General features: G+C 59.6%; 28 protein-coding genes. 16 read left to right on the plus strand and 12 right to left on the minus strand.

The genetic code is table 11. The annotated features are described in order from the left end of the window. Nucleotides 1-128: 128 nt before the first annotated feature. A complete protein-coding gene (locus ACROSR_RS13790) occupies nucleotides 129-1,796 on the minus strand; it encodes a hypothetical protein (protein ID WP_432686010.1) in 1,668 nt (555 codons plus the stop codon). Between the two features lie 199 nt (nucleotides 1,797-1,995). On the opposite strand from ACROSR_RS13790, the gene ACROSR_RS13795 reads away from it, so the two are divergent. Continuing rightward, nucleotides 1,996-3,300, plus strand: a complete 1,305-nt coding sequence (locus ACROSR_RS13795) for a UDP-glucose dehydrogenase family protein (RefSeq protein ID WP_432686012.1) — start codon at nucleotides 1,996-1,998, stop codon at nucleotides 3,298-3,300. Continuing rightward, a complete protein-coding gene (locus tag ACROSR_RS13800) occupies nucleotides 3,300-4,298 on the plus strand; it encodes an SDR family NAD(P)-dependent oxidoreductase (RefSeq protein WP_432686014.1) in 999 nt (332 codons plus the stop codon). Before ACROSR_RS13795 ends, ACROSR_RS13800 begins: the two co-directional genes overlap by 1 nt. Before the next feature lie 411 nt (nucleotides 4,299-4,709). On the opposite strand, the gene ACROSR_RS13805 is transcribed toward ACROSR_RS13800, so the two are convergent. The 6 genes from ACROSR_RS13805 to ACROSR_RS13830 form a co-directional block, all read right to left on the minus strand. Then, on the minus strand, nucleotides 4,710-5,120 hold the full coding sequence (locus ACROSR_RS13805) for a type II toxin-antitoxin system death-on-curing family toxin (RefSeq protein WP_432686016.1): 411 nt from the start codon (nucleotides 5,118-5,120) through the stop codon (nucleotides 4,710-4,712). Next, nucleotides 5,117-5,344, minus strand: a complete 228-nt coding sequence (locus tag ACROSR_RS13810; RefSeq protein WP_432686017.1) for an AbrB/MazE/SpoVT family DNA-binding domain-containing protein — start codon at nucleotides 5,342-5,344, stop codon at nucleotides 5,117-5,119. Before ACROSR_RS13810 ends, ACROSR_RS13805 begins: the two co-directional genes overlap by 4 nt. 139 nt (nucleotides 5,345-5,483) lie before the next feature. Then, a complete protein-coding gene (locus ACROSR_RS13815; protein ID WP_432686018.1) occupies nucleotides 5,484-5,681 on the minus strand; it encodes a hypothetical protein in 198 nt (65 codons plus the stop codon). Between the two features lie 1,274 nt (nucleotides 5,682-6,955). Further along, on the minus strand, nucleotides 6,956-7,078 hold the full coding sequence (locus ACROSR_RS13820) for a hypothetical protein (protein WP_432686019.1): 123 nt from the start codon (nucleotides 7,076-7,078) through the stop codon (nucleotides 6,956-6,958). Between the two features lie 28 nt (nucleotides 7,079-7,106). Then, the gene (locus ACROSR_RS13825) at nucleotides 7,107-7,508 is read right to left on the minus strand and encodes a helix-turn-helix domain-containing protein (RefSeq protein ID WP_432686020.1); all 402 of its coding nucleotides are present in this window, start codon (nucleotides 7,506-7,508) and stop codon (nucleotides 7,107-7,109) included. A gap of 274 nt (nucleotides 7,509-7,782) precedes the next feature. Beyond that, complete coding sequence (locus ACROSR_RS13830; RefSeq protein ID WP_432686022.1) at nucleotides 7,783-8,568, minus strand: winged helix-turn-helix transcriptional regulator; 786 nt, start codon at nucleotides 8,566-8,568, stop codon at nucleotides 7,783-7,785. Between the two features lie 359 nt (nucleotides 8,569-8,927). On the opposite strand from ACROSR_RS13830, the gene ACROSR_RS13835 reads away from it, so the two are divergent. The 3 genes from ACROSR_RS13835 (at nucleotide 8,928) to ACROSR_RS13845 (ending at nucleotide 12,422) form a co-directional block, all read left to right on the plus strand. Next, nucleotides 8,928-9,749, plus strand: a complete 822-nt coding sequence (locus ACROSR_RS13835; protein ID WP_432686024.1) for a metallophosphoesterase — start codon at nucleotides 8,928-8,930, stop codon at nucleotides 9,747-9,749. Nucleotides 9,750-9,923: 174 nt separating this feature from the next. Next, entirely contained in the window at nucleotides 9,924-11,996 is a 2,073-nt protein-coding gene (locus tag ACROSR_RS13840) for a GumC family protein (RefSeq protein ID WP_432686090.1), read from the plus strand. A 99-nt stretch (nucleotides 11,997-12,095) separates the two neighbouring features. Next, nucleotides 12,096-12,422, plus strand: coding sequence for a hypothetical protein (locus ACROSR_RS13845; RefSeq protein ID WP_432686026.1), 327 nt, complete (start codon nucleotides 12,096-12,098; stop codon nucleotides 12,420-12,422). A 113-nt stretch (nucleotides 12,423-12,535) separates the two neighbouring features. Here the strand turns inward: ACROSR_RS13845 and ACROSR_RS13850 are convergent, their stop codons facing one another. From ACROSR_RS13850 to nusG, 5 genes are all read right to left on the minus strand, one after another. Next, nucleotides 12,536-13,927: a polysaccharide biosynthesis/export family protein gene (locus tag ACROSR_RS13850; RefSeq protein WP_432686028.1), complete on the minus strand. Its 1,392-nt coding sequence runs from the start codon at nucleotides 13,925-13,927 to the stop codon at nucleotides 12,536-12,538. 31 nt (nucleotides 13,928-13,958) lie between these two features. Further along, nucleotides 13,959-14,531: a YjbF family lipoprotein gene (locus ACROSR_RS13855; protein ID WP_432686029.1), complete on the minus strand. Its 573-nt coding sequence runs from the start codon at nucleotides 14,529-14,531 to the stop codon at nucleotides 13,959-13,961. Nucleotides 14,532-14,584: 53 nt separating this feature from the next. Further along, complete coding sequence (locus ACROSR_RS13860; RefSeq protein WP_432686031.1) at nucleotides 14,585-16,738, minus strand: YjbH domain-containing protein; 2,154 nt, start codon at nucleotides 16,736-16,738, stop codon at nucleotides 14,585-14,587. 93 nt (nucleotides 16,739-16,831) lie between these two features. Next, the gene (locus ACROSR_RS13865) at nucleotides 16,832-17,929 is read right to left on the minus strand and encodes an MraY family glycosyltransferase (RefSeq protein ID WP_432686033.1); all 1,098 of its coding nucleotides are present in this window, start codon (nucleotides 17,927-17,929) and stop codon (nucleotides 16,832-16,834) included. Nucleotides 17,930-18,183: 254 nt separating this feature from the next. After that, entirely contained in the window at nucleotides 18,184-18,714 is a 531-nt protein-coding gene (nusG, locus tag ACROSR_RS13870) for a transcription termination/antitermination protein NusG (RefSeq protein ID WP_432686035.1), read from the minus strand. A gap of 291 nt (nucleotides 18,715-19,005) precedes the next feature. Between nusG and ACROSR_RS13875 the strand changes: the two genes are divergently transcribed. From ACROSR_RS13875 to ACROSR_RS13925, 11 genes are all read left to right on the plus strand, one after another. Next, on the plus strand, nucleotides 19,006-19,347 hold the full coding sequence (locus ACROSR_RS13875; RefSeq protein ID WP_432686037.1) for a MarR family EPS-associated transcriptional regulator: 342 nt from the start codon (nucleotides 19,006-19,008) through the stop codon (nucleotides 19,345-19,347). A 180-nt stretch (nucleotides 19,348-19,527) separates the two neighbouring features. Continuing rightward, on the plus strand, nucleotides 19,528-19,758 hold the full coding sequence (gene vapB / locus ACROSR_RS13880) for a type II toxin-antitoxin system VapB family antitoxin (RefSeq protein WP_432686039.1): 231 nt from the start codon (nucleotides 19,528-19,530) through the stop codon (nucleotides 19,756-19,758). 120 nt (nucleotides 19,759-19,878) lie between these two features. Continuing rightward, the gene (locus tag ACROSR_RS13885; RefSeq protein ID WP_432686041.1) at nucleotides 19,879-20,160 is read left to right on the plus strand and encodes a PIN domain-containing protein; all 282 of its coding nucleotides are present in this window, start codon (nucleotides 19,879-19,881) and stop codon (nucleotides 20,158-20,160) included. 226 nt (nucleotides 20,161-20,386) lie between these two features. Then, entirely contained in the window at nucleotides 20,387-20,554 is a 168-nt protein-coding gene (locus ACROSR_RS13890; RefSeq protein ID WP_432686092.1) for a BrnT family toxin, read from the plus strand. Further along, nucleotides 20,541-20,759, plus strand: a complete 219-nt coding sequence (gene brnA / locus ACROSR_RS13895) for a type II toxin-antitoxin system BrnA family antitoxin (protein ID WP_432686042.1) — start codon at nucleotides 20,541-20,543, stop codon at nucleotides 20,757-20,759. The genes ACROSR_RS13890 and brnA overlap by 14 nt, the downstream gene beginning before the upstream one ends. Before the next feature lie 444 nt (nucleotides 20,760-21,203). Further along, on the plus strand, nucleotides 21,204-21,479 hold the full coding sequence (locus ACROSR_RS13900) for a sugar phosphate nucleotidyltransferase (RefSeq protein WP_432686044.1): 276 nt from the start codon (nucleotides 21,204-21,206) through the stop codon (nucleotides 21,477-21,479). Nucleotides 21,480-21,525: 46 nt separating this feature from the next. Next, nucleotides 21,526-22,260: a class I SAM-dependent methyltransferase gene (locus tag ACROSR_RS13905; protein WP_432686046.1), complete on the plus strand. Its 735-nt coding sequence runs from the start codon at nucleotides 21,526-21,528 to the stop codon at nucleotides 22,258-22,260. A gap of 165 nt (nucleotides 22,261-22,425) precedes the next feature. Beyond that, on the plus strand, nucleotides 22,426-22,701 hold the full coding sequence (locus ACROSR_RS13910; protein WP_432686094.1) for a UDP-glucose 6-dehydrogenase family protein: 276 nt from the start codon (nucleotides 22,426-22,428) through the stop codon (nucleotides 22,699-22,701). A gap of 160 nt (nucleotides 22,702-22,861) precedes the next feature. Then, the gene (locus ACROSR_RS13915) at nucleotides 22,862-23,962 is read left to right on the plus strand and encodes a glycosyltransferase (protein WP_432686048.1); all 1,101 of its coding nucleotides are present in this window, start codon (nucleotides 22,862-22,864) and stop codon (nucleotides 23,960-23,962) included. Between the two features lie 502 nt (nucleotides 23,963-24,464). Then, nucleotides 24,465-25,222 (plus strand): IS5 family transposase gene (locus ACROSR_RS13920; protein WP_432686050.1). Its coding sequence is split into 2 segments (ribosomal slippage): nucleotides 24,465-24,783 and nucleotides 24,783-25,222, totalling 759 coding nucleotides; the frame shifts between segments, so codons are not numbered across the junction. A 240-nt stretch (nucleotides 25,223-25,462) separates the two neighbouring features. Further along, nucleotides 25,463-26,146, plus strand: a complete 684-nt coding sequence (locus ACROSR_RS13925) for a hypothetical protein (protein ID WP_432686052.1) — start codon at nucleotides 25,463-25,465, stop codon at nucleotides 26,144-26,146. Nucleotides 26,147-26,219: the final 73 nt, after the last annotated feature.

The following is a 26,219-nucleotide window of genomic DNA, read 5'->3' on the forward strand; positions in this document are numbered from 1 at the left end:
CACCGCCATCGAAACCTCCATTGCCTCGCTGGCAGTGAATCATTTCAGAAAGCGCATGCAAAGACCCTCGAGAGTCAGCGCAAAAGGTCGTTGGTATAACCATGAGCTCTGGGGATTCCAGGGCGGGCCTACTCGGCCCGCGACCCGGTTCGCAGCACCAGCCGCGGGGCGCCCTTCTCTGGGCGCTCGACCATGTGGCGGGCCACAACCGGACCGTGATCGGTGATCAACCGCCCGGCGGCATCGAAACGCAGCGGGCCGCCAGCCCCCGCGGGGCCCTCGGCGCCCTCGCGCCGCCAGCCGGTGAGACGACCTTCGGGATCGTAGCGATAGATATCGCGCCAGTCGGCGCGCGGAAAGAGCACCGGGTCGGCATAGACCCCGTCCGCCAGCCGGAAATCGCGACTTTCGATGCGGGGCTCACCATCCGGACCCGTCCCGTAGCGCCGCGTCTCGTGCTGCGGCAGCAGGATCGAGATCAGCCCCGGCATGCTGTCATGATCGCCGATGCGGGCGAAAACGCCGATATCCACCCGATCCGAGCGGATGTCGGGGCGTCCGGGCACCGGGCGCGGCTCCTGCCAGTCGAGGGTGATGCGCGCGCGCGCGCCGCGCGCGCCCAGCGGCTCGACCCGGGTGCGGGCAGGGTCGCCGCGCAGCACCCGCCAGGCGAAGTCGGGCGCGCGGCCCTGCATGTCGCGCGTCGCCTCGACCGAGACCACCATGCTGCGCCGCGCGACATGGCCGCGCCAGATCCGGGCGATCGCGGCGGGCGTGTCAAACAGCCACTCGTCCAGGCCTTCGCCGAAATAGTCGATGCCCTCGGTGCTGCGCGTCTCCGACAGGACCGCGAGGCGCACCATCGGCGGCACGGTCTCGGGCGTCAGCGCATTGGCCAGCCCCACCATCCGCGTCAGGTTGATCTCGTCGGCGGGGATGGCCGACGGGTGCGCCAGCCCCGAGCGATAGCTCTCACGGCCGCGCACCGATGTCAGGCTGCGGCGGAACACCATCTGCACCGTCGGCGCCAGAAGCTGGGCGTCGCGCAGGAAGGACTTGGTTTCGGGGCGCAACGAGGCGAGGATCATCGCCAGTGCCCGCAGATGGGGGCGGTCCGAGTAGGACGAGCCCTGCGAGATCAGGAAGAACGGCGTGTTGGCCGGGATCAGGTCGCCATGGTCGGGGTCGTGGTCGCGGTGTTCGGGATAGACATGGATCTGCCCGGCCAGGTAATTCTGGTACAGCACGCGCGGTCCGTCCTCCCGGGTCAGCGCCAGGCGCGGCAGCGAACGCCAGAACCGGCCATGCTTGAGGGCTGTCGAGGAATTGCCGATCAGCGGCGCGTCGAAGATCACCGGCCCGGCCAGCCCGTAATCGAGCCGCGCGGCACGCATCTCGGCATCATAGGCCACATGGGTCAGCTGAGGATGCGCCTCGGCCGGCAGGCGCGAATGCCCCCGGTCACGGTTCTCGTAGAGATCGCCGTGATTGCCCGCCGCGCGCCTCTGGTGAACGAGGCGCCGCAGCAGGCGCTGCGCCGCGCCGGAGGTCTCGGGTCCCAGAACCGGCGCGTCTGCCTTTGGGATGCGCACCCGTGCCAGCAGCCGCCCGCCGGGGCCGTTCCGCGACAGCGCCGACCCCCGCACCAGCACCGTGCCGTCCTGCGCCACCATCGGCCCCGCCTCCGGTAGGTCCGTATCCGGCTGTTCCGTGCCCTGCGGCAGCGCGGCCCCGGGCACGAGACCCGTCCCGGCCAGAAGCCGCAGCAGTGTGCGACGCGTAAAGGAGAGGCGCATGGCGGTGCCGCTTTCCAAAAGCTAAACTCTACCCCCGAAAATCTGTAATCAAAAGATCCTGTCGCCCGAAATCCCGGTAGGCGTGCGGGACCCTGCCGGGACGTCCAGAGAACAGGTTGCCTGACCCTGCCGGAGCGGGATATGCGACGAAACGTCAATGGCATGAATTTCTCAGGCAGCAACAGGGATATTTTTCGTTATGAAGATTGCGATGATCGGAACGGGCTATGTAGGACTTGTATCGGGGGTGTGTTTTTCGGATTTCGGGCATGACGTGGTGTGCCTCGACACCAATCCCGACAAGATCGCCATGCTGGAGCGCGGCGAGGTGCCGATCTTCGAGCCGGGACTGGAGACGCTCATGGCGCGCAATGTCGGCGCGGGGCGGCTGCGATTCACCACCGATCTGGCCACCGCGCTCGAGGGCGCGCAGGCGGTGTTCATCGCCGTGGGCACGCCCACCCGGCGCGGCGACGGGCATGCCGATCTGACACATGTCATGGCCGCCGCCGAGGATGTGGCGCGTGCAGCATCGGGCTACGTGGTGATTGTCACCAAATCGACCGTGCCCGTGGGCACCAATCGCCGCGTCCGCGAGGTGGTGGCCGCGGCCAATCCGGATCTCGATTTCGACGTGGCCTCGAATCCCGAGTTTCTGCGCGAGGGTGCCGCGATCGACGATTTCATGAAGCCCGACCGCGTGGTCGTCGGCGTGCAATCCGACCGCGCGGCCGCGGTCATGGCCGAGATCTACCGGCCGCTCTACCTGCGCGATTTCCCGATCCTGACCACCGATCTGGAATCGGCCGAGATGATCAAATACGCCGCCAACGCCTTTCTGGCGACCAAGATCAGCTTCATCAACGAGATCGCGGCACTGTGCGAACGCGCCGGGGCGGATGTCAAGGAAGTGGCGCGCGGCATGGGCCTTGACGGGCGGATCGGCAACAAGTTCCTGCATGCCGGCCCCGGCTATGGCGGGTCGTGCTTTCCCAAGGACACGTCCGCATTGGCGCGCATCGGGCAGGAACACGCCGTGCCGCAAAGCATCGTCGAGGCGGTGATCCGCGTCAACGATGCGGTCAAGCTGCGGATGATCGAGAAGCTGCGCGATCTGTGCGACGACAGCTTCAACGGCAAGACGGTGGCGGTGCTGGGCGTGACCTTCAAGCCCAATACCGACGACATGCGCGCGGCCCCCAGCCTGACCATCATTCCCGCGCTGGTGGGCGGCGGGGCCCGCGTGCGCGTGGTCGACCCGCAAGGCCGGCGCGAGGGCGAGGCGCTCTTGCCCGGGGTAAGCTGGCACGACGACCCCTACACGGCCGCGCAGGGAGCCGATCTGCTGGTGATCCTGACCGAATGGAACGAGTTTCGCGCGCTCGACCTCGCGGCACTGGCGGGCGCGATGGCCACCCCCCGCATGGCCGACCTGCGCAACGTCTATGTCGCAGCCGACGTCACGAATGCCGGCTTCACGGCCTATACGGGTGTCGGGCGCTGATGCGCGTCTTCATCACCGGAACGGCCGGATTCATCGGCTTTCACCTGGCCGAGCTGTTGTTGCAGGAGGGCTGCGATGTAGCAGGCTATGACGGGATGACCGATTATTACGACGTCACGCTCAAGCAGCGCCGCCACGACATGTTGCGTCAGCACGAGCGCTTCACGGCAACCGAGGCGATGCTGGAGGAGGCGCAGACGCTGACCCGGACGGTGGCGGCGTTCGCCCCCGATGTGATCGTGCACCTGGCCGCGCAGGCCGGCGTGCGCTATTCGATCGACAATCCGCGTGCCTATCTCGAGGCCAATATCGTCGGAACCTTCAACCTGATGGAGGCCGCGCTGGCTGCCCGTCCCGCGCATCTGCTGATGGCCTCGACCAGTTCGGTCTATGGTGCCAACACTGAGATGCCCTATTCCGAGGTGCACAAGGCCGATACGCAGATGTCGTTCTACGCGGCCACCAAGAAGGCCAACGAGGCCATGGCCCATGCTTGGGCGCATATTCACGGAGTGCCGATCACGATGTTCCGGTTCTTCACCGTCTATGGCCCCTGGGGCCGACCCGACATGGCGCTGTTCAAGTTCACCCGAGCGATCCTGAACGGCGATCCAATCGACGTCTACAACCACGGCCGGATGTGGCGCGATTTCACCTATGTCGATGACCTGGTGCGCGGCATCCGCCTGCTGATCGACGCCATCCCCGGGCAGGGAGCGCCGGTAGCCGACGACAGCCTGTCACCCGTTGCGCCGTTCCGGGTGGTCAATATCGGCAATTCCACGAAGGTCCGGCTGGAAGATTTCATCGAGGCGATCGAGGCCGCGACCGGCAGGGCGGCGATCCGCAACTACATGGACATGCAGCAGGGCGACGTGCCAGCCACCTGGGCCGATGCGTCGCTGTTGCGAGCCCTGACCGGCTATGCCCCGCAAACCGATCTGCAGAGCGGTGTCGCGCGCTTCGTCGACTGGTATCGGGGATATCACAGGGCCTGACGGCAGAAAACGCGGCGACACAGGTCTGCAAGACAATGGGAGCTTTCGCCACGGGGCGCTCCCGGCGCCAGAATCCATCCCCACCGCGCTCGACGGGAAAACCTAGGACTTCGCGACCGGTCCCGGGCATCTGCGCTGAGGTATATACCGGGATGTCGAGCCATTCCCCGGCGGGGAAACCCGAAGCACATTCTTCGGACCGCGCGCCGGAAATAAAGCGAGCTGCGGCTGGGTCGTTGGTGAACCACGAATGCCTCCACCTCATCACGTTGAAACTCACCCCCGTTCCGCGTCCGCACTGGCAAGACGGTTTCGGATCCACGCCAAATCGCCGCTATGTCACTTTGATCTTTCAACCAAAGTTCCCATCTACACCATTGCGTTGCTTCAGGCACACCGGGATCACGGGGTTCATAACTGTCGATCGCGAAACCAACCGGCCAGCTCGGTTTGTGTCACTGTGCTCCCTGCGATACCTTCCACGATACGAATTGCGTCAAGCGGGTCGAAGCTCAGACGGTATCCGTTATCGGCCAGGAACAGGCGAGCCGTGATCCAGGCCGTGCGCTTGTTACCATCCACAAAGCCACGGTTCTTTGCGAGGCCGTAGGTATAGGCTGCGGCCAGATCAGCAGCATTGGGCGCTTCGTATTTCGCGAGGTTTACTGGGCGGGCGAGCGCGCTCTCGAAGCCGCCGGCATCGCGGATACCCTCGGAACCGCCATGTTCGGCCAGCTGCCGATCATGGACGGCGTTGATGACGGTCGGGTCGATCCAGCGCCAGTCCTTCCGGGGCGGTTCAGTGCTGGATGGATCGCTCACTTCGCCGGCGCACGCAGAACTTCCCGATCATCATGCATGATGTTCTCAGCGAGCGCCATTTGCCGCGCAAATTCCGGATTGTAAGGGGTCAGGCGATAACCACCGTCAGCTGCCTCGGTGAGATAGAGCGTGTCGCCCTTCTTGATCTTCAGGTGCGCCATGACCTCTTTGGTGAGGATTACCCCCGAAGAAGCCCCAACTGTAGTTACTTTGAGCGTTTGCATGAAGACCTCTGAACTATATAACCCTCATTATATAGTATGTATTGCGGCACGCCACAACAACGGCGCAGTGGAGAACCAACACGGTTTGCGGACACACCCCTCGGCCAGACGCGTTACCGTAAGGCATACTTTTTCAGTATCAGGATCGGGAGACTTCGTCATCTTTTTGGATGGTCTTGCGCATGGACTGCTCCTCGAGGTCGAGGTCAGCCGCCCTGCTGACCGTATGTTCGTCCCGGTGGTTCTCCTTGCATAACAGCTCGCGTGCTTTTGTCGTAAGGCCATAGAGTTCGACGTATTCCAGTAACGCGGCTTCAAGCTGGCTGTCCCTGCACATCCTCACGCCTTTCCCTTTCTGTTTCTGGCCAAATGAGGTTTCGCTGGAAAGGCTTAAGAATTGATTAACTTGCCAACTGCAACCGAGTGGCAAGCGAAGCCCGCCTTCCAGCCGACTGCACGCTACCGGACTTGTTTCGGGAACCACCAGTAAGGTTTCACGACGCTATCGAACAAAGGGCCCTTTGTCGCACGCCGACGTCGTTTACGGAGTCTTGCCCGGTTCGGTTGCAAGGGGGAAATGTCTCGGGCGCGCCACGTTATACTCCCATGCTTGGATTCTCGATCATGCCCGGTCTCATGCGCCATGCCACTCTCCAAGCAAGGAGTCATCATCCATGGCCACGCACTTACACGGCCGCTCATTGCTGTCTGACATCTATGCACCGGCCGCAGCCCCTGATGACACAGGTCATCACCACGCTCGCACAGGTGGTCGCTGGCTGCGATCCCCCGGCTGTAACGAGTACACACCAACATTGCTCCTGCGACGTGCCAGCCAGCGCGCGTCTCTGACTGCCTGCGTCGACACTCCACAAGCACATTTGCCTTGTTTTTAAGGGCCTACAGAGCCGCAAGGTTTACATAGAACCCAGAAAAACGCGATTTTAGGCGGGATTTGTCAACTTTACGTAAACCTTGCGGAAACCTTTTCCGGGGATTTCGGGCCATCTGAAGGGATTTTGATCCGCCCAAGGTTTCCACCTGTTCTGGTCGGGTAACCCTTTTGGCAACCCTATGTAAACCCGGATGCAGCGAGGAGTGACAGTCCAGCCATTCCTCGTCGACATCATCCTGGTTCTTGTCCTGCCTATAGGCGTCTATGCCTGCCGGGGTTCGCAGACGCGCCTCAGCAGCTGCACGCGGACGAACGGTTCCTGCGGTCCTCGCAACTCCTGGCGTTCGCGCGCCTGAGCACTGGCCTTCCCAGCAAACTTCCCCGCTCGCTGAGCTCTGTGATCGACACCTTCCAGCCGGATGAACTGATGATGACCGGAATACTCCGTGACCACAGCGCACGGGTCCGCTCGTTCAAAATCGCGGCGGAGGTTCTGGCAGATCTTCGCGAGGACGCCGTGGTTGCCTCAGTGTGGGACTGTCCGGAGCGACTGCTGGTGTTGGTCTCTGCACTGCATCGCCGCTTTCCGCGAAGTAGTCGTTCAGGCTACGCTTCTGATGCCGATCGCCGACAGCCTCTCCCAAGCTTCTCACGGATCCGGAGAGGAGTGACAGTCCAGCCATTCCCCGCCGCGATCCTGGTGCTTGTCCTCCTTCTTATGCCCGCCGGGGCTCGCAGACGCGTCTGAGCAGCCGCACACGGCGCGGGGTGATGCCCGGGTCCCGGCCCATGGCGATGATCCGCAGGAAGTCCAGCCAGGCACGCTCGTTCTCTGTCATGTTTTCTATCTCCACACGCTTCATCACATCACTTCCCGAAGATCGTGTTGATCGCCGCCTGCGACCGGCTGGTCAGACGCGGATCGCTGTTGCCAGAGGCCTCGCGGATGGCCTTGACCCAGCCCAACTCGTTGTCGGTGATGGGATCGCCGAAGACCTCGATCACTGCCGCAGCCGCGGTCTTCTCAATGGCCTGCTCAAGGGCGAGGCCCATCAGGTAGGCAGGATCGACGTCCAGAGCCCGGGCCATGGCGGGGATACGATCGAACGGCGCCTTGGTGCGGCCCTGTTTGATCATGGTGATCATGTTCGGATTGACGAAGCCGCACTGCGCGGCGATCTCGGCCTGGGTCTTCTTCGGCTTCAGTTCCAGAATGCGGCGCTCGACGTATTTCGCGAGGCGTGTGTCCTCGAAAGGTTTCTTGATCATTGTCGTTCTCTCCTGTGTGACGCAGCACATGCTGCATGCATTCATTATAGAAATGCGTGCATGGGGATGTGCGGCAGGAAGAGAGAACCCGTGATGGTCTGCGTTTTTCTTTTTGGTAGAGCATCCTGTAGCGCGACAAACTTGATGAGAAGATTCTCAGCCTGTTTGTCGCGCGGCAGCATCCGCTATGTTCAACGAAAGTTTCTGATGACGGACACAGGTGGCATATCCAAACTCATTTCAAATGTTTGGACGATTTGCAGCGCTGTCCCTGTCAGCTTGCGCGGCGCAAGCCAACGGAACCTGTATCAAGTCCTGACGCAGATTCGCTTTTTGCTGACTCGTTCATCCGGCTGGTCGCCGCTGAGACAAAGAATTTGTATCCCACGCCATAGATCGACTTTATCCCGTCAAACGCCGGGTCAATCGCACGGATCTTGCGGCGAAGACGCTTCATGTGACTGTCTATCGTACGGGCATCAACATACACATTTTCATCATGAATATCAGCCATGAGGCTCTCTCGACTTTTGACGATGCCCGGATATCTGGTCAACGAAACCAGCAAGTCCATTTCCATACGGGTCACCCCGATATCCCGTCCGGCCCAACGGGCAATGTGGAAATCGACATCGAGTTCCAGTTCATCGTAGATCAGGGTGTTCTGCGATCCGGGATCGCTATCCTGGTTAGCCGCGATTGCACGTTCGTTCAGTACATGCAGAATACGTCTTGCGATCAAATTAGCGCTTGCGTCTCCCCGCAGAAAATCCGATGCGCCAGCGTCCAGCGCTTCCAGTTCTTCAACTTCGGCCCACCGGTCTGAAATGATTATAATGGGAACAGTCCGCCGTAGCTGCAGTTTGTCCACGAGATCTGTGGCCGAGCAATCAATTCCCGATACAGATGCGATAACGGCTTTGGGTTGCAGTCGTCTAGCCTCGGACGCGCAGCGTTCTGCAGATGTCATCCTGAAGATGTTCAGATTATGGCAAAACAAAGCATTTGCGATCTTCTGCGCGCGCTTCATGTCGTCATCCAGCATCAGTACTGTGTTCATGGTCACTCCAGTGCCTCATTTATTTCCAGAACTTACCGCGCTCAGAACACAATTCACTGTAACGTATACAACCTAGGGCTGAGTGGATTGTTTGTAAATACCATAATTTGCGCTTTGCAAGGCCCGGCTTAGCAAGATAGCGAAGATGTGTCAGTGCGACATCCGCACGCTTCTGGTCTCTGGCGCGATGGCCGTTCTCCCGGCTGATCGCGGCCTCGCGCTCGGCGCTCACATAGCCCTTGTCGGCCCCGACCGAAGTCTCCTCGCCGTAGAGCAGTTTGTCTCAGGCTGTGCACGACATTGCTTCCGGCATGCTCCTTCCATAGGGAGGTGAAAGACCCCAACGACCCGGCTTAGGGATGTTATTTTCCGAGCCAAATCGTATATACGAATGCATGTGGAAACGTCTGAAACAGATCAAGAGTGGAGCATCGCCACGGTGGAACCAAGAAAAACCGGCTTGGCCACCACAGCCGATCGAACCTTTTCTGGCCATCGGTGACATCCATGGTCGCGCCGATCTACTGAGCGATATCGACCGGCAGATCGAGGCGCAATGTCCCGACTGGCCGGTGGTGTTTCTGGGCGATTACATTGATCGCGGCAATCAAAGCCGCGAAGTTCTGGAGATTCTGATGAGCGTCTCCGAGGATGACACGCCACCGGTCAGATGTTTGATGGGAAATCACGAGCGCATGCTGCTCGACGCGCTCGACGACCCCGAACGTGCAGTGCCGCGCTGGCTGCGCAATGGCGGGTTGCAGCTGCTGGCCAGTTTCGGCGTCTCCCCCCCGCGTGGCAACAGTACTGATCCGGCCCCATTATACGACATGCGCGACGCACTGATGACTGCCATGGGCGACGAAATGATCGCATGGCTCCGTGCCCGCCCGCTGATGTGGCAAAACGGGAATGTCTGGGCGCTGCATGCCGGGGCAGATCCGCATAATCCCCTGTCTGAACAGGCCGCGAATGTCTTGCTTTGGGGCCATCCGGAGTTTCTGCACAGCCCGCGCCAGGACGGGCAGTGGATCGTGCATGGCCACACTATCGTCGATAACCCGCATGCTGCGGACGGGCGTATCGCGGTGGATACCGGTGCCTATGCCACGGGCCGCCTGAGCGCAGCCCTGATTACCGAAGAAGGTGTTCGTTTTTTTCAGACAGGGTCGGACCGGTAGGGGGTGCCCCGCCGCAAACGGCGTTTACCCGCCCGGTTTTATCCGCTAGGGGCGTCACAGCCGTCCCCAGTGTGAACAGGTACGCCCCTTCTTATGAAAGATTCCCAAAGTTCCTTTTCTGACCGTTCAGGGGCGCAATCGACGTCGTCGCCGCCCGAAGACGACGAGATCGACCTGATGGAACTGATCAGGACGCTATGGCGCGGCAAGTGGACCATTCTGCTTGCGACCATCATCGCGCTTTGTCTCGGCGGATATTACGCGCTCGGCCTGGCGGACCCGGATTATCAATCACGCGCCGAGCTGACGCTTGAGGTGCGCACCGGTCAGGTCGTGGATATTGAAAGCGTCATGTCGGGCGTCTCGACCGAGACCGCAGCGCTCAACACCGAAATCGAGATCATTCTCTCCGGGAGGCTTCTGGGCAAGCTTGTGGACGAGTTGGCGCTAACGGAGGATCCGGAATTCAACCCCGATCTGCGCGAGCCCTCGCCGATGGCCATCGTGACGGGCACTCTTCGCGGCTTGATCGCGCCGCTGACCGACCGGGAAACCCGCGAGGACGATCCGCAAGTGCCGCGCAACAAGGCGATCGACCTTCTGCGAAACACCCTGACGGCCTCGGTCCGGCGTGACACCTACGTGTTCACTATCGCGGCCACCACCGGCGATCCCGACAAATCCGCACGGATCGTCAACACGCTGGCCAATCTTTACCTGGAAGATCAGATTTCGGTAAAATTCGAGGCCACCGAACAGGCGGTCGCTTGGCTGTCACAAAGGGTGACCGAACTGGAACAGGAGTTCCGCCAGAAAGAAGACGCGCTCACGACCGCGCGCGCCGAGACGGAGCTGATCAGCCCCGAGGCGCTGCAGGGCCTCAACGTGCAGGCCAAGGATCTGCGCGAGCGTCTCGAGGATATGCGCGCCAGTGCGGCCAGAGCCGAGGCATCGGCCGAGCAGTTGCAGGATCTGGCGGTTGCGGGGGATCGCGCCGCGATCGTCGAAGAGACCGGTGACCCCACGCTGCAGGGGCTGTTGGCGGACATTGCGGCGGGAGATGCGGACGCCGAGACCCTGTTCGCGCAGCGGCTCGACACGCTCGTTGAGAACGCCCGCAACACCGCTGCGCGCATACGCAGCCAGGCCAACGCGCTTGCCGATTCGTATCAAACCCTGCAACAGCGCATCGACCGACAATCGGTCGATCTGGCGCGGATCCAGCAAATGGAACGCGAGGCCGAAGCAACGCGCACACTCTACGAGACCTTCCTGACGCGTCTCAAGGAAACCACCGTGCAACGCGGTCTGCAGCAGGCCGACAGCAGGATTCTGTCGGATGCAATCCCCGGCGAGAAGGTCGCGCCTCGCACAACGCGGATCGCGGCGCTGTCGCTGGTGCTTGGCGCCATGATCGGGATAGCGATCGTGCTGGTGCGTCAATTCATGCATAACAGCTTCCGAAGCGCCGAAGAGCTTGAAAGCGCGACCGGCCTGCCGGTGCTGGGTCAAATCCCGAAGATGCCGTTCGAGGCGCGCGAAGGCCTGATCGGCTATCTGCACGACAAGCCCACCTCCGCCGCTGCCGAGGCGGTGCGCAACCTGCGCACCTCGCTGCTTCTGTCGGATATCGACAATCCACCCAAGGTCATCATGTCCACCTCGGCGGTGCCCGGAGAAGGCAAGACGACACAGGCTATCGCGTTGACCCAGAATCTCGCCGGGCTGGACAAGAAGGTGCTGCTGATCGAAGGCGATATTCGCCGCCAGACCCTGAGCGAGTATTTCCGTGATGTGCCCGAGGGCGGTATTCTGACGGCGCTCTCGGGCGAGAAGCCGCTACACGAGGTGGTCTTTCACGACGACCGGCTGGGGGCTGATGTGCTGATGGGCGAAAAATCACGCGTCAACGCGGCCGATCTGTTTTCGTCCGACAGGTTCCGCGACTTTCTGAACCGGGCACGGGACGCCTATGATTTCGTCATCATCGACACGCCACCGGTTCTGATGGTGCCGGATGGCCGGGTCATCGGCCAGCATGCCGACGCGATCCTGTTTTCCGTGGCCTGGGACCGGACAAACCGCACACAGGTGATGGCCGCCCTGCGCGAATTTGAATCGGTCAAACTGCGAATTACCGGCATTGCGCTTGCCCAGATCGATCCCAAAGGCATGCGCCGTTATGGCTATACCGGAGGTTACGGAGCATATTCCGGCTATGGCAAGGGCTATTATGACGCGACCTGATGCGCATGTCGCCGCCCGGCCCGGTTCTGGCGCCATTAGCGGTTTCGCAATGCCCCGTGATGGATTATACTGATGCATATCTATGAAAGGATTTGTGCCATGAAGAAGATCCAAGCCTTGATGTCCGCAGCCGCGATTACCGCGGTGACGGCGCTTCCCGTCCTGGCCCAGCAGAGCGCGGCCCGTGTCGGGAACGAGACCGCCGTGCAGATGGCGCAGCGGATCGATGCCTGCGAGGGTACCAGCGTCTCCGCCGCGGCCTTCGAACAGTCGGGCGACGTGCTGCGCGTGACCTGCGTCCGCGGCGGCGCGAACGGCATGGAAGGCAGCCTGAGCGCGGGCAGCGGGGTTGCCTTGGGGCTTGGCGCGGTCGCGATCATCGCCGTGGCAACCGGCGGCTCCAGTTCGAGCACCACCACAAATTGAGCGGTCTGGCCTTTTTGGATCAGGACCTCAAATCCGAAGGGCACCGCGTCGCGGTGCCCTTCTTGTACATGAATTTACATCTAAGCGGCTTCGTGCCTGTCATGTGACAGCTCTCACCGCGTCGCGATGCTTGCGGGCGTGGTCAGGAGCGACGGAACAACTTGCTGGACCACGCGGTTCCATTTGGTGATCGGCTGTTCCTCGACAAAGATGATATCGTTGGGCCGCATCTCCATGCGTGTGGCAAGCGAGATGTTGACCGCGTTACTTGCATCGAGATGCCACGCGGTCACCGCCCCGAACTCCGCCGGATCGGTCGAGGGACGCAGCACGTAGATATTTTCCGGATTGCCGGTGCGTGTCGGAACGCCGCCGCCGTCATAGATCACATCGGCCAGCGTCGCCGTCTGGCCGTAGGGCAGCGCGACGCGGGCCTGTTGCGCCACCTCGCCGGCCAGGTAGACGTAATCGCGTGCCTCGGCCCCGAATTCCATGCGCGCCTCAAAATTGCCGCGGCGCTCATCGAGCCGGGCGCGGCGCATCGACATTTCCGTGCTCATCATGTCGAGCACATCCATACGCGCCTGGCTGCGCAGGCGGATCACATCCACCTCCTGGCGGTAGAATTCAAAAGCCCGGTCGAGATCGAAACGGGTATCCACAAAGACTGCATCACCGTTGCGCAGCCGCAGCTCGCGCAGATCCGGGCGTTCGAGATAATCCTCATAGGGGATCTGGTAGAGCGTGCCATCGCGGTAGATGCGGATCGAGGCGAACTGCTCGTCCCGGACCGTGACCCCACGGGTCGCCGTCAGCGCATCGCCCAGGGTCAGTGGCACCAGCGTGATCGGGACCCGGGCGGCCTGTTGCACCGCGCCACCGACGGTCACGCGCTGCGAGTTGAATTCCGCTACCTCCAACGAGAAGGCCGGATCCACTTGGTTGTCCAGAAGGAACCTGAAAACGCGGTCCTGCGCTTCCGCCAGGGTCAGGCCGGCGATCTCGACCCGACCGACATCGGGGATGGAAATCGCCCCGTCATCGGAAACGACATAGCCCTGCCGCTGCTGTTGGGCGGCCAGAAGTCCGCTCAGCTGCTCCACGGAACTACCCGCCTGCCGGGTCGCCAGCAACACCACGTCGCCCACGCCGATCTCATAGGGCGCGGGTGTGACCGAGGGCGGCACGCGCAGCTGAAGCGATTCGGGGCGTTCGTCCGGGACATCGGGAGCCTGCGGTAGCGTCCCCATACCGGGTCCCTGCTGTGCGGTGGCGTTGGTATAGAACTCGCGTGGCAGATCGCGCGGGCTGTAGGGGCTGCGATTGGCGAGAATCACGGTTTCCGGGGTTAGCCGCACCTCGCGCACATCGACCCCTGTCCCGGCGCTCCGGCTGACCGTGGGGCTTTGATAGACTACGCCGCAGGCAGCCGGAAAGACCAACGCCGTACTCAGCGCCAGGGCCTGCCCAAGGCGGGCGTACCGTCTGTCCTTGCCATCTCGCATCGCATATCCTTTCTTGATCGCATGCACCCGTCTAGCGCGGCACGCGCGCAGTTTCCATGTACTGAATCGTCGGGCTGATCCATTGCCGCGAGCGGATGACCTCACCACCCGACCCCTGCCAGTAGACATTGGTGAACCGATCCGCCGGAGAGACGCAAAGCTCCTCGATCCGGCGCAGTGTGCCGTCGCGTTCGGCACCCGTCTCTGTCTGTGCGACACGGCGGCACTGGTAACTGCGGAACACCGTGCGGTCCTCGCCGTCGAGATAGCTGCGGATATGTGGATAGTATCCGGCCCCGCCGGGCTCCCCGACACCGCGCAGCATTTCGAGCCGCCCCGCGACATCGGCCGACATCAGATCGTCGCCAAGCCCCCGCGTCGCGATTAGGCTGCCCCCCCGAAAGCTGAGCGTGATGCCGCCGAGCGTCTGCCAGACGGTTACATCACCCCGACGCGCCACCGGCCCAAGCGTGGCCTGTGCCCCGATCGCGGGGATCGAGACGCGCAGAAGCTCGGGCCCGACAAGCTGCGGCTCGGGGGCGGGAACCGTGCCGGTCACCCCGAGCGACCGGGTAATCTGTTCGCAGCCGCCAAGCAGCAACATGATCACAAGCGCCAGCCCACAGACCGGTCTGAAAAGAAAGGATCCGCACCGGGTCATCGCCAGAACCTCCCCCAGCCGTCCTGCAAAGCCGGCTTCTGCAAGGGCCTGACACGATCATAAAGCCGTCCAGGCGCATCAAGCCGCGCCCCGCCATCGCGCGTGAGCGGGCGGATCGTCGTGCTGAAGTTCCTCTTGTTGGGCTCCCCCGTCACCCAGGACAGCGGAATCGTGATCCGAATCCCCTTGTCGAACGAGCCTTCGCCAAACTCGTCGAAGGGGACATCGGTGAGGGTCGCGAACGCGCCGATCTTCCAGCCATTGCCGAACTCGCGATCCACTGCCAGCGTGGCACCCCAATCCTTGGCGAGATACCGCCCGGCATCGAGCTGGGCGTGAAACCCGTTTCCCATGTCCCAATAGGCTGAGGCATGACCCGTGGCGACCTCGTAATCGCGGAACCCGAATCGCTGATCAAAATCGCGCTGCTTGACGTAGTTGACCTCGACGCCGAGAGCGAAGGGGCTGTCATTACGTTTCCAAAGCAGTTCCGATGACAGCCCGCCGAACATGCGCTCCAGATATCCGATGGTCACCCGGCCATAGAGATCGCGCCCGGGCTTGAAATACCGCGCCGCGGTCAGCTGCGTGAGGGCTGCATCTTCGCCCTCGCGGTCGTAGATCGAAAACTCGCTGCGCACGCGCGGCAGCACGGAATTCGAGCCCCGCGTCGCTTCGTCGAGATTGCCCAGGACCTTCTGGCGCAGGATTCCCGAGATTTCGACCCCCGGCATCGGTGTATATGACATGCTGAGCTGGGCACCGAAATCGGCGCGCACGGGCTCGTCGGGGTCGAAGAAGCTGGGGCTGAGATAAGGGGTCACATTCCAGTCGAAATCCGGATAGCGCCCCGGGACGGGACGCACCGGGTCCGAAGGCGAAAGGATGCGGGCCCGCGCAAAGCTTTTCCAGCTGCCCTCGAGATCGTGTTCCAGCGTCTCCATGTCGGCGCGGCGGATACGCAGTTCGGTGACCGGCAGACCCGCCTCGACAAGCGTGATGTCGAAGCGGTCGATCTGTGCCGGCAGCAGCCGCGAGAGCACCCGCGCCGTGCGCCCGACGGCCTGGGCCGACTGGTTGTAAGTGTTGTTCTCGATCTCGACCCGCGCATGACGCGTGGCCAGTGATACGCCATGCAGCCTCAGCCCTTGTGCCTCGAGCGCATCGGCGACGCGATCACGCAAATCGGCCTGCGCCTCGATGCTGCCCGGAGTACCCGCCCAGGACAGGGCGGCACCGCTTTGCGGGGGCCGCGACAGAACCGGCGGCGGGGCCGGCTCGCGCCCGCTCTGATTTGGCCGGATCGCGGGGTTTACCGCGGTCGTGAGTTGCACGCCGATTACGCTGCCGTAGAGATAGCGCAGGGACAGATCGGCCGTCGGGGTGATCCTGTAGCTGGCCCCGAGATTCAATTGTGTGTCACGCCGGAACGCCGACGGGTCCTCGCTTGGGTAATCGTCCGAAGAGTATTCGGCCGTCAGCCGCAGCTTGTCGGTGGCTTGCCATTCGATCCCGCCGAAAAAGGCCATGTCGCCGCGAAACCACTGCGCCGCTTCAATCTCGCCCCCCACGCCGAAATCACGCGACGGGCGAGTTTCGAAACGGTCGTCGAGGATCCCCAGCGGATTGGTGAACCCACCGGCCCCGCCAAGCCGGCCCCACCCGATTCCGCCGCTCACACGCACCGATTTGCCCAGTGTCTTGGTCGCGACGAGATACTCGGACGAATAGACCCCGGTGCCAAGAAAATCATTGAGCCCGATCGCGAAGGCCGGGCGCAGATCCGTTTCATCCGCGATGCGGTAGTGCAACGAGAAGCTGCGGTCATACAGTGTACCTGTGCCCCCCGACGTAAAATTGTCGAGCACCGAGTACCGGAAGCTGCCCGACAGGCGTGGCAGCATCTGGAACGTCATGGTGTTGCGGGTCTGCCCGGCGAAATGGCTGACCGAGAAGGCCAGCTCGCCATCAGGCCGACTGGTCGCCACCGGCATGTCGATCATTCCCGGATAGCCATAGCTGTTATAGCCTGTACCGATTCCCGGATCATCCTGGGATGAGACAGGAACCGCTACGGCTATGCAGGCGAATGTGGCGATGCCCGCCACCAATACGGCCCGTTTCTTTTGAACGCTACACCCCATGATCATCGCGTAGCCGGATTGCTGACCGGCGTGACACGGGGATTTGCCTCGAAGACATCTTTTTATCAAAACTGTTGTGCAGGGGTCACGGCGAACAGATCAAATTTCAGATCGATTGTATGAGAGTTCACGTGTCGTCGATCGCCGCAAAAGAGTCACTTGGCGGTAAGCCCAGAGATAGAGGACGACAATCATCACGATACCGATCAAAATCGCAGTGGAACTGGTGTGAAAAAGGATCATCAAAGTCACGGACAGGATAGGCAAGGGCCAGATGAGAACTGCGCTCATGGGATTGCGCAAGTTCGGCGCATTCATCTTGTACGCCAACTGTTTGGCTTGGCTTCGAAAGATCAGGCTATGAAGGTGGAGCCGATCTGGCTGACCAGGATGAGACCCCTTGCGCACACTGCGACGGTGAATGGAGACCAGCATCTCGAAGATGGGATAGCAAAGCCCCAAAAGCCCCACAAGAGGAGAAATTTCCGGGTGTCGCAAGGGCAACATCATGGCCGTGACAACCACAAACATGCCGATCAGATAAGCTCCTCCATCACCCAGAAAAATCAGCCCCGAAGGAAAGTTGAGCAGGAATATTCCCATCAGGGCTCCGATCGAGATCATGCAGATCATCAGGATCTGCATGTCGCCATATTGTCCGGCAATGACAGCCAGACCCATAAATGTGATGATGGCCGTGCCCAGACAAAGCCCGTTCACACCATCGATGATGTTGAACGCATTCGCAACGCCGGCGATTACGATGGCAGTGAGCGGAACGGCAAACCACGTGAAGCTCAAGAGCCAATCGATCCCAGGCAGGTCTGCATATGTAAGATGATATCCTGTTACAAAGCAGAAGATGAGCCCGGCGCAGATCGTGGCAATGAGACGCCATTTCACGCCAACACGGTTGGTCACGTCTTCCAGAAGACCTGAGCTGAAGGCGGGGATGCTCGACAGGAACAGCATCAGCCATAGCGTGCGCAGATCCGGAGACAGTGTGAGACCACCGGCGATCTGGCCGCCGATCAAGGCCAGCCCGCCAATACGCGGCACTGTATCTGTGTGAAGCTTTTGGACGCCAACATGTTTGTCGTGGCTGAAATGCGCGTAAAAACATTGCGTTGCAACAAGAGCAGCAGCGATGCCGACACTGACCAGAAGGGCAGCGATGAAAGGAACAAGAAAATTCATGTCAAAATTCCTTCGAAGATGTGACCCACGATTGTTTTTGAAATTTCAGTGACCCGGATGACGAGAGCCTGATCGTGTCGCAAAATGAACTCCTCAATTGCGCAGACCATGCATCGTGAACGCATGTGAGAAGCGTACCTGAAACGAACACAAGATCACAGGCGAATTTCGCGTTAAAGTTGTAAGATGCACGTCATAAAAGACGCGGGGGTAGCTCCGAGCGTAGCATTTGTGCAGATGACGCAGCGTCAAGTTCAGCGCTGGCGGATCAGACGCGTTGGGTCCAGAGTGACCTTGGTGTGACCGCCGAGCATTTCGAGCAGTACATGGATCCGTTGATTCGCGTCGATGGTTTCAATTTCAGAGACAAAATCTGCGAACGGGCCACTTGTGATACGTACGGTATCTCCGACGGCGAAGCCCTGATCGGGTTGCAGGCGTCCTGACGCGTCGCAGCGTTCCATGAGCCCGGCAATGATTTCGTTGGGAACGCGGGCCGGTCCGTTCTTGCCGAACCCGACGATCTGAGACACGCCGGGGGTTGTTCGAACCGGTCTCCATGCAGCCGGAGCCAAGCCGGTGCTGAAGAATATGTATCCTGCGAAAACAGGCCGTCGCTCTATGCGAACACGTCCTCGCCATCGCTGCTCGACATCGTGCTGTGGCATGAAGAGGTCAATACCCAAGCGCGACAGATGCTTGAACGCGATGTGATTCTGATTGGGTTTGCACAACACGAGATGCCAGTCGGCGGTTGTGAACTGGTCAGAAGATAGCGATAACATGGCACTGTTGCTTCCTAGGACTGGACCCTGTGCGTTCACGGATGAACGAGTTCTTCTGGATGCGCAACCCCTTGTAGGGGGCATTGACGACGACCTGTTCTTCAGGTGTTGGCAAGCCACTGGTTTTGAGTTAGTAGACAACTGATCATGAACATGGTCTTGAAAATAACGTTGTATTTCAGGTACTTGGGACTCCAATCAGATTTGGGTGGCCGTGCGTGAGCCTGCGCAAACTCCTGTGAACCCTTTAAGACGTTCCGAGATGTTCCGGTGAAGTCCGTACAAGAGGACATGCATTTTCGCGTGCTGCGGATTCTGGAGCAACGACCCGAAATCAGCCAAAGAGAGCTGGCGAACGAGGTTGGGATCAGCCTTGGAGCCGCGCATTACTGTTTGACGGCGCTCGTGGACCGGGGGCTGGTCAAGCTGGGCAATTTCCGCGCCTCATCAGATAAGCGACGCTACGCCTATGTCCTGACGGCAAAGGGCGCGTCGGAGAAGGCAGCGCTTACAGGAAGGTTTCTGGCCCGCAAACATGCGGAATATGCCGCACTGAGAGAGGAAATCGAGATTCTGGAGCATGAGGCGGGTCTGGGTGCTGACATGGGGCCGTCGCCGCGAGAAGAGCAATGATGGTTTGCGTATCACGCCTGCCGCTTCGCTCCTTGGGGCGTCATCTTGTCGGGAAGTTGACCACGAGTGTATCGGTAGCGGGCGTCGGCAAGGTGCACTCCACCAGCTTGCGCAGGTTGACGATCGCTTTAGTGTATACGAGCGGTCAGGGCGCGCGGAGTCGCAAGCGGGAGGTGTGACATGGAACGTGGATCGGTGTTTATGACGAATAAGACGCAAGCCGTCCGTTTCCCGAAATCGGTGCGCCTGCCTGACGGCGTCACGAGTGTGGATATTCAGCGCCGCGGCCGAAGCTGGGTCATCACACCCTCCGAGCAAAGCTGGGCGGCATGGTTCGATGGTGAGGGTGTCAGCAGCGATTTCATGACGGATCGTGAGCAGCCGGCAGACCAGGAGCGTGCAGAGCTCTGATGCTGCGGTACATGCTGGATACAAATATCCTGATATACACCGTCAAAAACAAACCTGAGATGGTTCGGCAACAGTTCCGAGGCGCATGATGGCGAGATCTGTGCATCAAGCATCACGGCCATGGAGCTTCTCTACGGTGCGCACAAGTCACAAGCCGTTCGCCGCAATCTTGACGTCATCGAGGGTCTGCTTGGGCGCATCGAGCTCCTGGACTTCGACCTCAGCGCTGCTGAACAGGCCGGGCAGATCCGTGCCGAGCTTGCTGCGGCTGGAAATCCGATTGGACCCTTCGATGTCATGATTGCGGATCATGCCCGCTCCAGGGGCATGTGCCTCGTCACGAACAATGAAAGCGAGTTTATCCGCGTCAGCGGGCTGCGTCTCGCGAACTGGGCAAAGTGACAACGAGGCGTTTGCATTTTGGTCATCACACTTTGGTTCATCGGGGGTTAGGCGGCTTTGAAAAAGGCCTTGAAACGGTATCTGGCGAAAAAGTATAGAAACTATACCTTTTCGCCAAATTTTGCAGTATACGAAGTTTGAATATGACCCTGACAAGAGTGCAGCCAACCGTGAAAAGCACGGCATTGACGTCGATGAGGCACAGACCCTCTGAGATGATCCTTACCTGATCGAGGCTCCGGCGAAAGACACGGAGGAGCCGCGCTTTTTGGCTGTTGGCGTGATTGGACGCAGGCACTGGTCGGCCATATACGCATATCGCAACGGTCGGGTACGGATCATCTCGGTACGTCGCGCCAGGAAACGGGAGATCGACCACTATGAAGGCGACTGAATTCGACGAACGCTTCGATGCGGGTGAAGACATCTCCGCCGAGGTCGATTGGACCAGGGCGCGCCGTCTCAATGTTGAGGCCAAAAGGGTCAACGTGGATTTTCCCAGCTGGGTTGTCGAAGGGCTAGACCGGCAGGCCCAAAAGCTCGGTATAAGCCGGCAGGCGTTGATCAAGATGTGGATTGCTGAACGCCTGGAGAGATAGAGGTTTCATCGGGAAATCGGGATCAGAGCCGTTTGTCGCTGACCCGCGTGATGTGAGGCAGGTGCAAGCTTCGTGTTATCGGCCTACCGCTTCGCTCCTTGAGGGTTTGCGTTATCGGGCGTTTGGGGTGGACCGTCGGGGCGGGCACAACCCTGGATGCGACTTAAATAGTGAGATTTAGTCGTTTTTGAAAATCGTATTTAACAAAATCAAAGGCTTACATGTTTTTCATCCGTGACTGAATGGCGCACCAAATTTACGATGCAATCTATAGTTGTTATCCCAACACATGCGGCTCTTTCGTTAGCGCGATGAGCGGTAGATTTTGCATTTGTATCCCCACCCTTCCTTGCCTTCGGGCACAAAGTCCAGATCGATGGATCTTGGACATGATTTGGCAATAGGAACAAAGACTGCGCCGAGCGGGCATCTAAAGGACCGCGAATGGCACGTGTTACTCGGGCTGTATTTCCCGTCATAGAGCTTGGGACGCGGTTTTTACCGGCCACTAAGGCGATGCCAAAGGGACTTCTGCCCATCATCAACAAGCCGATTATCCAGTATCCCGTTGAAGACGCAATCGCCGCCGACATCACCGATCTAATCTTCGTGACGGGACGGACAAAGCGGGCAGCGTTAAGGACGGTTACCCGAGATCGCCCCGCACGCGATGTGTGCGCCGAAATGATCCCAGCGCCGCCAAACGTCATGCCCTGCTGATGCAGCACGGGCTTGATTTGCCGATTTCAGTGGAGTGATATCTATCATGTACCAGCCATTTGACAAACACTTTGCAGGCCTTTCCCCGACCGACGGAACGGTGGACTTCTACTTCCGGGTCAACGCGCTTGCAGATCCTGCAGGCACCTATTTGGACTACGGGGCCGGACGCGCCGGCTGGTTCGAGGACGACCCGATCGCGCCCCGGCGGGCGCTAAGGTCCATGAAGGGAAAATTCGCCAAAGTCATCGCGGCCGATATCGACCCCGTCGTAATGGAAAACCGTTCCGCGGACCGGACCGTCATGATCTCCGAAGATCGCGTGGAGCTAGAGGATGAAAGCGCGGACGTCATCGTCGCCGACTATGTCATTGAGCACATCGCTGATCCCGGAGCCTTCGCGGGCGAGATTTCGCGGCTGCTGAGACCCGGTGGCTGGTTCTGCGCCCGCACGCCTCACAGGGCGCATTACATCGCCCTCGCCGAACGGATCATTCCCGAACGGATCGAAGGCCGCGTTCTTGGAACGGCACAGCCCGGGCGTAAGGCCATGGATGTCTTCCCCAAGACCTATCGCATGAACACGCTTGTTGACATCGCAGCGGCCTTTCCGGGGTGGACGAACCGATCTTTCTGCAGGCGATGCGATCCGGCCTATTTTTTCGGGTCGCGTCCAATATATCAGATTGCCGATTTCATGCATCGGGTCATGCCAGCACCGTTTTGCGGCAACATCTTCGTATTCCTTCAGAAGCCGTCCCCGGGTGGGAGCAACCAATGACCGGGGCCTAACTCGCGGGCCACTGGGGCATGGCCAGAGCCGAGGTCCTTCTTGCCACGGGCATCTCTACAGGCCAGATATCACTGCCGCCACCTTCCCCTAAAACCACATAGAAAAGAACTGACCGCGCTTCATGGCTGAAAAAACAAAAATTGCGACGTCGGACTGGGATATGTTGGCATGTCCCTGGCCGTGCTCCTGGGGCGCACTCAGGACGTGTTTGCGCTCGACATTGATCAGGCGCGGGTCGACAAGGTGAACAGCGAGCGCCCCACCATGGTCGATGCGGTGATGGCCCGCGAGACACTTTCGCTGATCGCCAAAAGAGATCCGGCAGTGGTCTACCCTGAGGCGAAGTTCATCGTGGTGGCCACGGACTACCATCCCGAAAAGAACCACTTAAACACCACGTCGGTGGAGCGGTTGATCGATGGCCGATAGTCCAGAAAAAATTGAAACCGTTATTGAGGCGGCCTTGGCCGCCTGTCACAGATTTGTCTTGTTCATTTGAAGAACCCTGAGGAGCTATTTCTGATTGAGACGAGTGTCCGATAGCTTACATTCGCAAGAAAAATGTGCTGCTTAAGTGCCAGAGGTGACAGTGGAAAATTTCGTACCAGGCTGCAGCAAGGCAAAAGTGCTCCATGTGATCTCGCATATGGAGAAAGGCGGCGCCGAGCGCCAGATGATGCTTCTTACGAAAAACTCCAAACACAACCACGTAATATTGGTTCTCGATGGCAACGAACGCCCTACTGAAGTGCGGGTGGAGCTACTATCCTCGCTGAGAAATCCGATCTCGGTCATGCGCTTCGCTCGGGAGGTTATCCGTCACCATCGCATTGATACTGTGCAGCTTTGGCTTCCAGATCGCATGACCGTTCCAGCAATGATCGCAGCCAAGCGCGAAGGTTGCTCTATCATTAGTAGTGATCGTCGCAAGGTGCGAAATTTTGGCATGGGGGCGTTTCGTGACAGGGTGCCGTATATCAACCATGTGGTCTCAGATATTGTCATCCCCAACTACCCATACTTACCACCGAAGTTATCACTGAGGCGCTTACTTCGCATACCTCGAAAAGTACATCCAATTCTTAATGGCCTGGCACCTGACTTTCGTCGGCCGGACTTGGCTTCTCGCCCAGACCGTCTACTCTTCGTGGGTCGTCTGGTGTCGCAGAAACGTGTCGTAGAGCTGATCGACACACTTCCCAGGCTGATCGAAAAGGCGGGCGTGACAGGACTCGATATCGTCGGTGAAGGTCCACTGGAGGAGGCCTGCAGAGATCGGATCGCCATTCTCGGCTTAGCCAAACGTGTCACTCTGCATGGTAGGCTCTCCGACTGGGGAGAACTATTCTCCCCTTCGAAAAATTTGCTAATCCTGCCCAGCACTTCCGAAGGTATGTCCAACACGCTCTTTGAGGCTATCGCTTGCGGATTCCTGCCACTGGTCAGTCAAAGCCCAGAGTTGGATATCATCCTTGAGGGTTGGGAACGCAAACCCGAGATGTTCGACCCTTGGAAGACTGATACCATTGTAGCTGCCGTCACGCGTGCAATGAAATTTGATACTGAAGAAATTCACGACCGCGTCAATGTCATGCAATCCCGACTAGCAGAGTTCTCGGTTGCCAAGATGGCGTCGCGATATGATGACGTATATGATGAACTCATGATGACAAAGCAACGTCCTAAGTGAGGCTCGAACGACTATTAATACCCTCATTCCCAGTTGGGTATACGAGGTCCTCTGTGATCATCCTGAACGTGACGTCTAAACCTAGACGGTAGTCATGCCGAAAACCAGGCAGCACTGGCTCGTCTGAACGAGAAAAGGATCGACCGTGTTCAGGACGGCATTGCGATTGAGTATATCGTGTTGGATATGGATAGGCTAGCTCGCCGCACCCATGATGACCAGAAATCGCCCGCCCGGAGCGGATATTTCGCCGACATCTGCTATCGTCCGAGTTTTATGTTCAATACGAAAAGCTGGAACGCTGCGGTTTACGCAATGGCAAAGACCACAGAGCTTGCGGGATGTCCTCGATGCAATCATCGCTCATGATGTCGGCCTCAGCGTTCGGGATCAATTACGCCGACGCGGACGGAAGCAACCTCGCGGTTCTTCACACTAGGGTCAGGATGCATTGATTTCCGCTGCGCTGCGTGATTCACGGCTCCGAAAACGGAGCGGTGACATGAGCGAACTTTACTGGCTGAGCGATGCGCAGATGGCCAAGCTGGAGCCCTTTTTTCCGAAGTGCCACGGCAAGCCCCGTGTGGACAACAAGCGGGTGTTGAGCGGCATAATCTTCATCAATCGCAACGGCTTGCGCTGGCGCGATGCGCCTGCGGAGTACGGGCCTCACAAGACGCTCTACAGCCGGTGGAAGCGCTGGAGCGAGAAGGGTATCTTCGCCCGTATGCTTCTCGAACTGGCCGATCAGGGCGGCGGCACCGATACGCTGATGATCGATGCGACCCATCTAAAGACGCACCGCACGGCCTCCAGCCTGGGGCTGAAAAAGGGGGGCGCGGTCGCCTGATTGGGCGCACCAAGGGCGGGATGAACTCGAAACTCCATGCTGTCACAGATGCGGCTGGCCGCCCGCTGCGGATGTTTCTGACGGCCGGCCAACGGAGCGATTACATCGGCGCCCGGGCGCTGCTGGACGGCCTTCCTCCCGCCGAACACTTGTTGGCAGACCGTGGATACGATGCAGACTGGTATCGCGAAGCCCTTGAAGACAAGGGGATCACGCCGTGCATCCCTTCCCAAAAGAACCGCAAGGTTCCAATCCCCTATGACGAAGCTCGATACCGCAAGCGCCACAAAATTGAGAACAGCTTCGCTCGCCTCAAGGACTGGCGACGGGTCGCGACCCGTTACGACAGGTGCCCGAAGGTCTTCCTGTCGGCATGCGCATTGGCTGCCGTGGTCATGTTCTGGTTATGAATCCTGACCCTAGGGCGTCCTCGAAGTGGCGAAATATTTGTACGCGATGGGCGATCTACAAGAATGGATCAAGCGGTGATCAACCACGTGATAGTTATGAAGAGCGAACTGTATTCCAGTTAGGGCCGCTGGTCATGTGTAGGGCGCTACAATAAACGTGGATCTGATTAGGTGACTGATTTTACGGTATATTATATAGTTGGTCTTCCACGTACGGGTAGCACCTTCGTGGGAGACTGGGTGGCGCGCAAGCTTGATATCATAAACGCCGGTGAGGTCTGGCAAACCTTCCGGTCAGTCGGCCTGGTCAACGAACCAGGTTTTGACGGAGGTCAAGGTCGATGGGCCCGAGTCGAAGAGCGTGCAACAAAAAACTCCGAAATCGTAGGTGATCCCTTCTGGTCAAATGTCTTGGCGCGGGTTTCTGACAGTGATCCCTACGCGGCGCTTTTGGCCGAAGCGGGGGCGCGGGCAGTTGGATTGGTGGATTGCTCCAAGACCGATCGCGGCCTTGCAAGATACGATGCTTTGCGATGCCGTATCGTCGTCGTCCACACAATCCGCTCGTTCTCGAGCTGGGCGGCCTCCATGAGAAAATATCAATGGCGTTTGGGACTGCCTGTTATTTCTCGCTCCCGCCTGCTGATATCCTACGTACGCATCAATCGTCGGATGCGGAAGCGTTACATGGGGCATGACTATGTACCTGTGTTTCAGGAGCAGCTTGATCGGATTGACACGATACTCGAGTTCCCCTCGGAAGCGCATGGTAAGTCTGGCCAATTCCTGCGCGCGGAGATGTTCGGCACCCCCAATTTCACTAGTAAGTTCGATTCTTCACGCAGCACAGAGGATTTTAAACTAATTGACCGCATTCTCTTCTATGCAGTCGGAGTTGACCCGTTGGTGAGCAGCACTCCATAATTGCGACTTTGAGAGCATTGGCTATCCCCGTAGTTTTCTTACTCGCCGCACTACAGTGCAACTTAATTTGTGA

Source organism: Roseovarius tibetensis (genome assembly GCF_050896375.1).
Lineage (GTDB): Bacteria > Pseudomonadota > Alphaproteobacteria > Rhodobacterales > Rhodobacteraceae > Roseovarius > Roseovarius tibetensis.

What these genes read in the sequence shown, in the direction of transcription:
- ACROSR_RS13790 (WP_432686010.1), bottom strand. Translation starts at nt 1,796, where the DNA reads ATGCGCCTCTCCTTTACGCGTCGCACACTGCTGCGGCTTCTGGCCGGG.
- ACROSR_RS13795 (WP_432686012.1), top strand. Translation starts at nt 1,996, where the DNA reads ATGAAGATTGCGATGATCGGAACGGGCTATGTAGGACTTGTATCGGGG.
- ACROSR_RS13800 (WP_432686014.1), top strand. Translation starts at nt 3,300, where the DNA reads ATGCGCGTCTTCATCACCGGAACGGCCGGATTCATCGGCTTTCACCTG.
- ACROSR_RS13810 (WP_432686017.1), bottom strand. Translation starts at nt 5,344, where the DNA reads ATGCAAACGCTCAAAGTAACTACAGTTGGGGCTTCTTCGGGGGTAATC.
- ACROSR_RS13815 (WP_432686018.1), bottom strand. Translation starts at nt 5,681, where the DNA reads ATGTGCAGGGACAGCCAGCTTGAAGCCGCGTTACTGGAATACGTCGAA.
- ACROSR_RS13820 (WP_432686019.1), bottom strand. Translation starts at nt 7,078, where the DNA reads ATGACAGAGAACGAGCGTGCCTGGCTGGACTTCCTGCGGATCATCGCC.
- ACROSR_RS13825 (WP_432686020.1), bottom strand. Translation starts at nt 7,508, where the DNA reads ATGATCAAGAAACCTTTCGAGGACACACGCCTCGCGAAATACGTCGAG.
- ACROSR_RS13830 (WP_432686022.1), bottom strand. Translation starts at nt 8,568, where the DNA reads ATGAACACAGTACTGATGCTGGATGACGACATGAAGCGCGCGCAGAAG.
- ACROSR_RS13835 (WP_432686024.1), top strand. Translation starts at nt 8,928, where the DNA reads ATGTTATTTTCCGAGCCAAATCGTATATACGAATGCATGTGGAAACGT.
- ACROSR_RS13845 (WP_432686026.1), top strand. Translation starts at nt 12,096, where the DNA reads ATGAAGAAGATCCAAGCCTTGATGTCCGCAGCCGCGATTACCGCGGTG.
- ACROSR_RS13850 (WP_432686028.1), bottom strand. Translation starts at nt 13,927, where the DNA reads ATGCGAGATGGCAAGGACAGACGGTACGCCCGCCTTGGGCAGGCCCTG.
- ACROSR_RS13855 (WP_432686029.1), bottom strand. Translation starts at nt 14,531, where the DNA reads ATGTTGCTGCTTGGCGGCTGCGAACAGATTACCCGGTCGCTCGGGGTG.
- ACROSR_RS13860 (WP_432686031.1), bottom strand. Translation starts at nt 16,738, where the DNA reads ATGATCATGGGGTGTAGCGTTCAAAAGAAACGGGCCGTATTGGTGGCG.
- ACROSR_RS13865 (WP_432686033.1), bottom strand. Translation starts at nt 17,929, where the DNA reads ATGAATTTTCTTGTTCCTTTCATCGCTGCCCTTCTGGTCAGTGTCGGC.
- nusG (WP_432686035.1), bottom strand. Translation starts at nt 18,714, where the DNA reads ATGTTATCGCTATCTTCTGACCAGTTCACAACCGCCGACTGGCATCTC.
- ACROSR_RS13875 (WP_432686037.1), top strand. Translation starts at nt 19,006, where the DNA reads ATGCATTTTCGCGTGCTGCGGATTCTGGAGCAACGACCCGAAATCAGC.
- vapB (WP_432686039.1), top strand. Translation starts at nt 19,528, where the DNA reads ATGGAACGTGGATCGGTGTTTATGACGAATAAGACGCAAGCCGTCCGT.
- ACROSR_RS13885 (WP_432686041.1), top strand. Translation starts at nt 19,879, where the DNA reads ATGGAGCTTCTCTACGGTGCGCACAAGTCACAAGCCGTTCGCCGCAAT.
- brnA (WP_432686042.1), top strand. Translation starts at nt 20,541, where the DNA reads ATGAAGGCGACTGAATTCGACGAACGCTTCGATGCGGGTGAAGACATC.
- ACROSR_RS13900 (WP_432686044.1), top strand. Translation starts at nt 21,204, where the DNA reads ATGGCACGTGTTACTCGGGCTGTATTTCCCGTCATAGAGCTTGGGACG.
- ACROSR_RS13905 (WP_432686046.1), top strand. Translation starts at nt 21,526, where the DNA reads ATGTACCAGCCATTTGACAAACACTTTGCAGGCCTTTCCCCGACCGAC.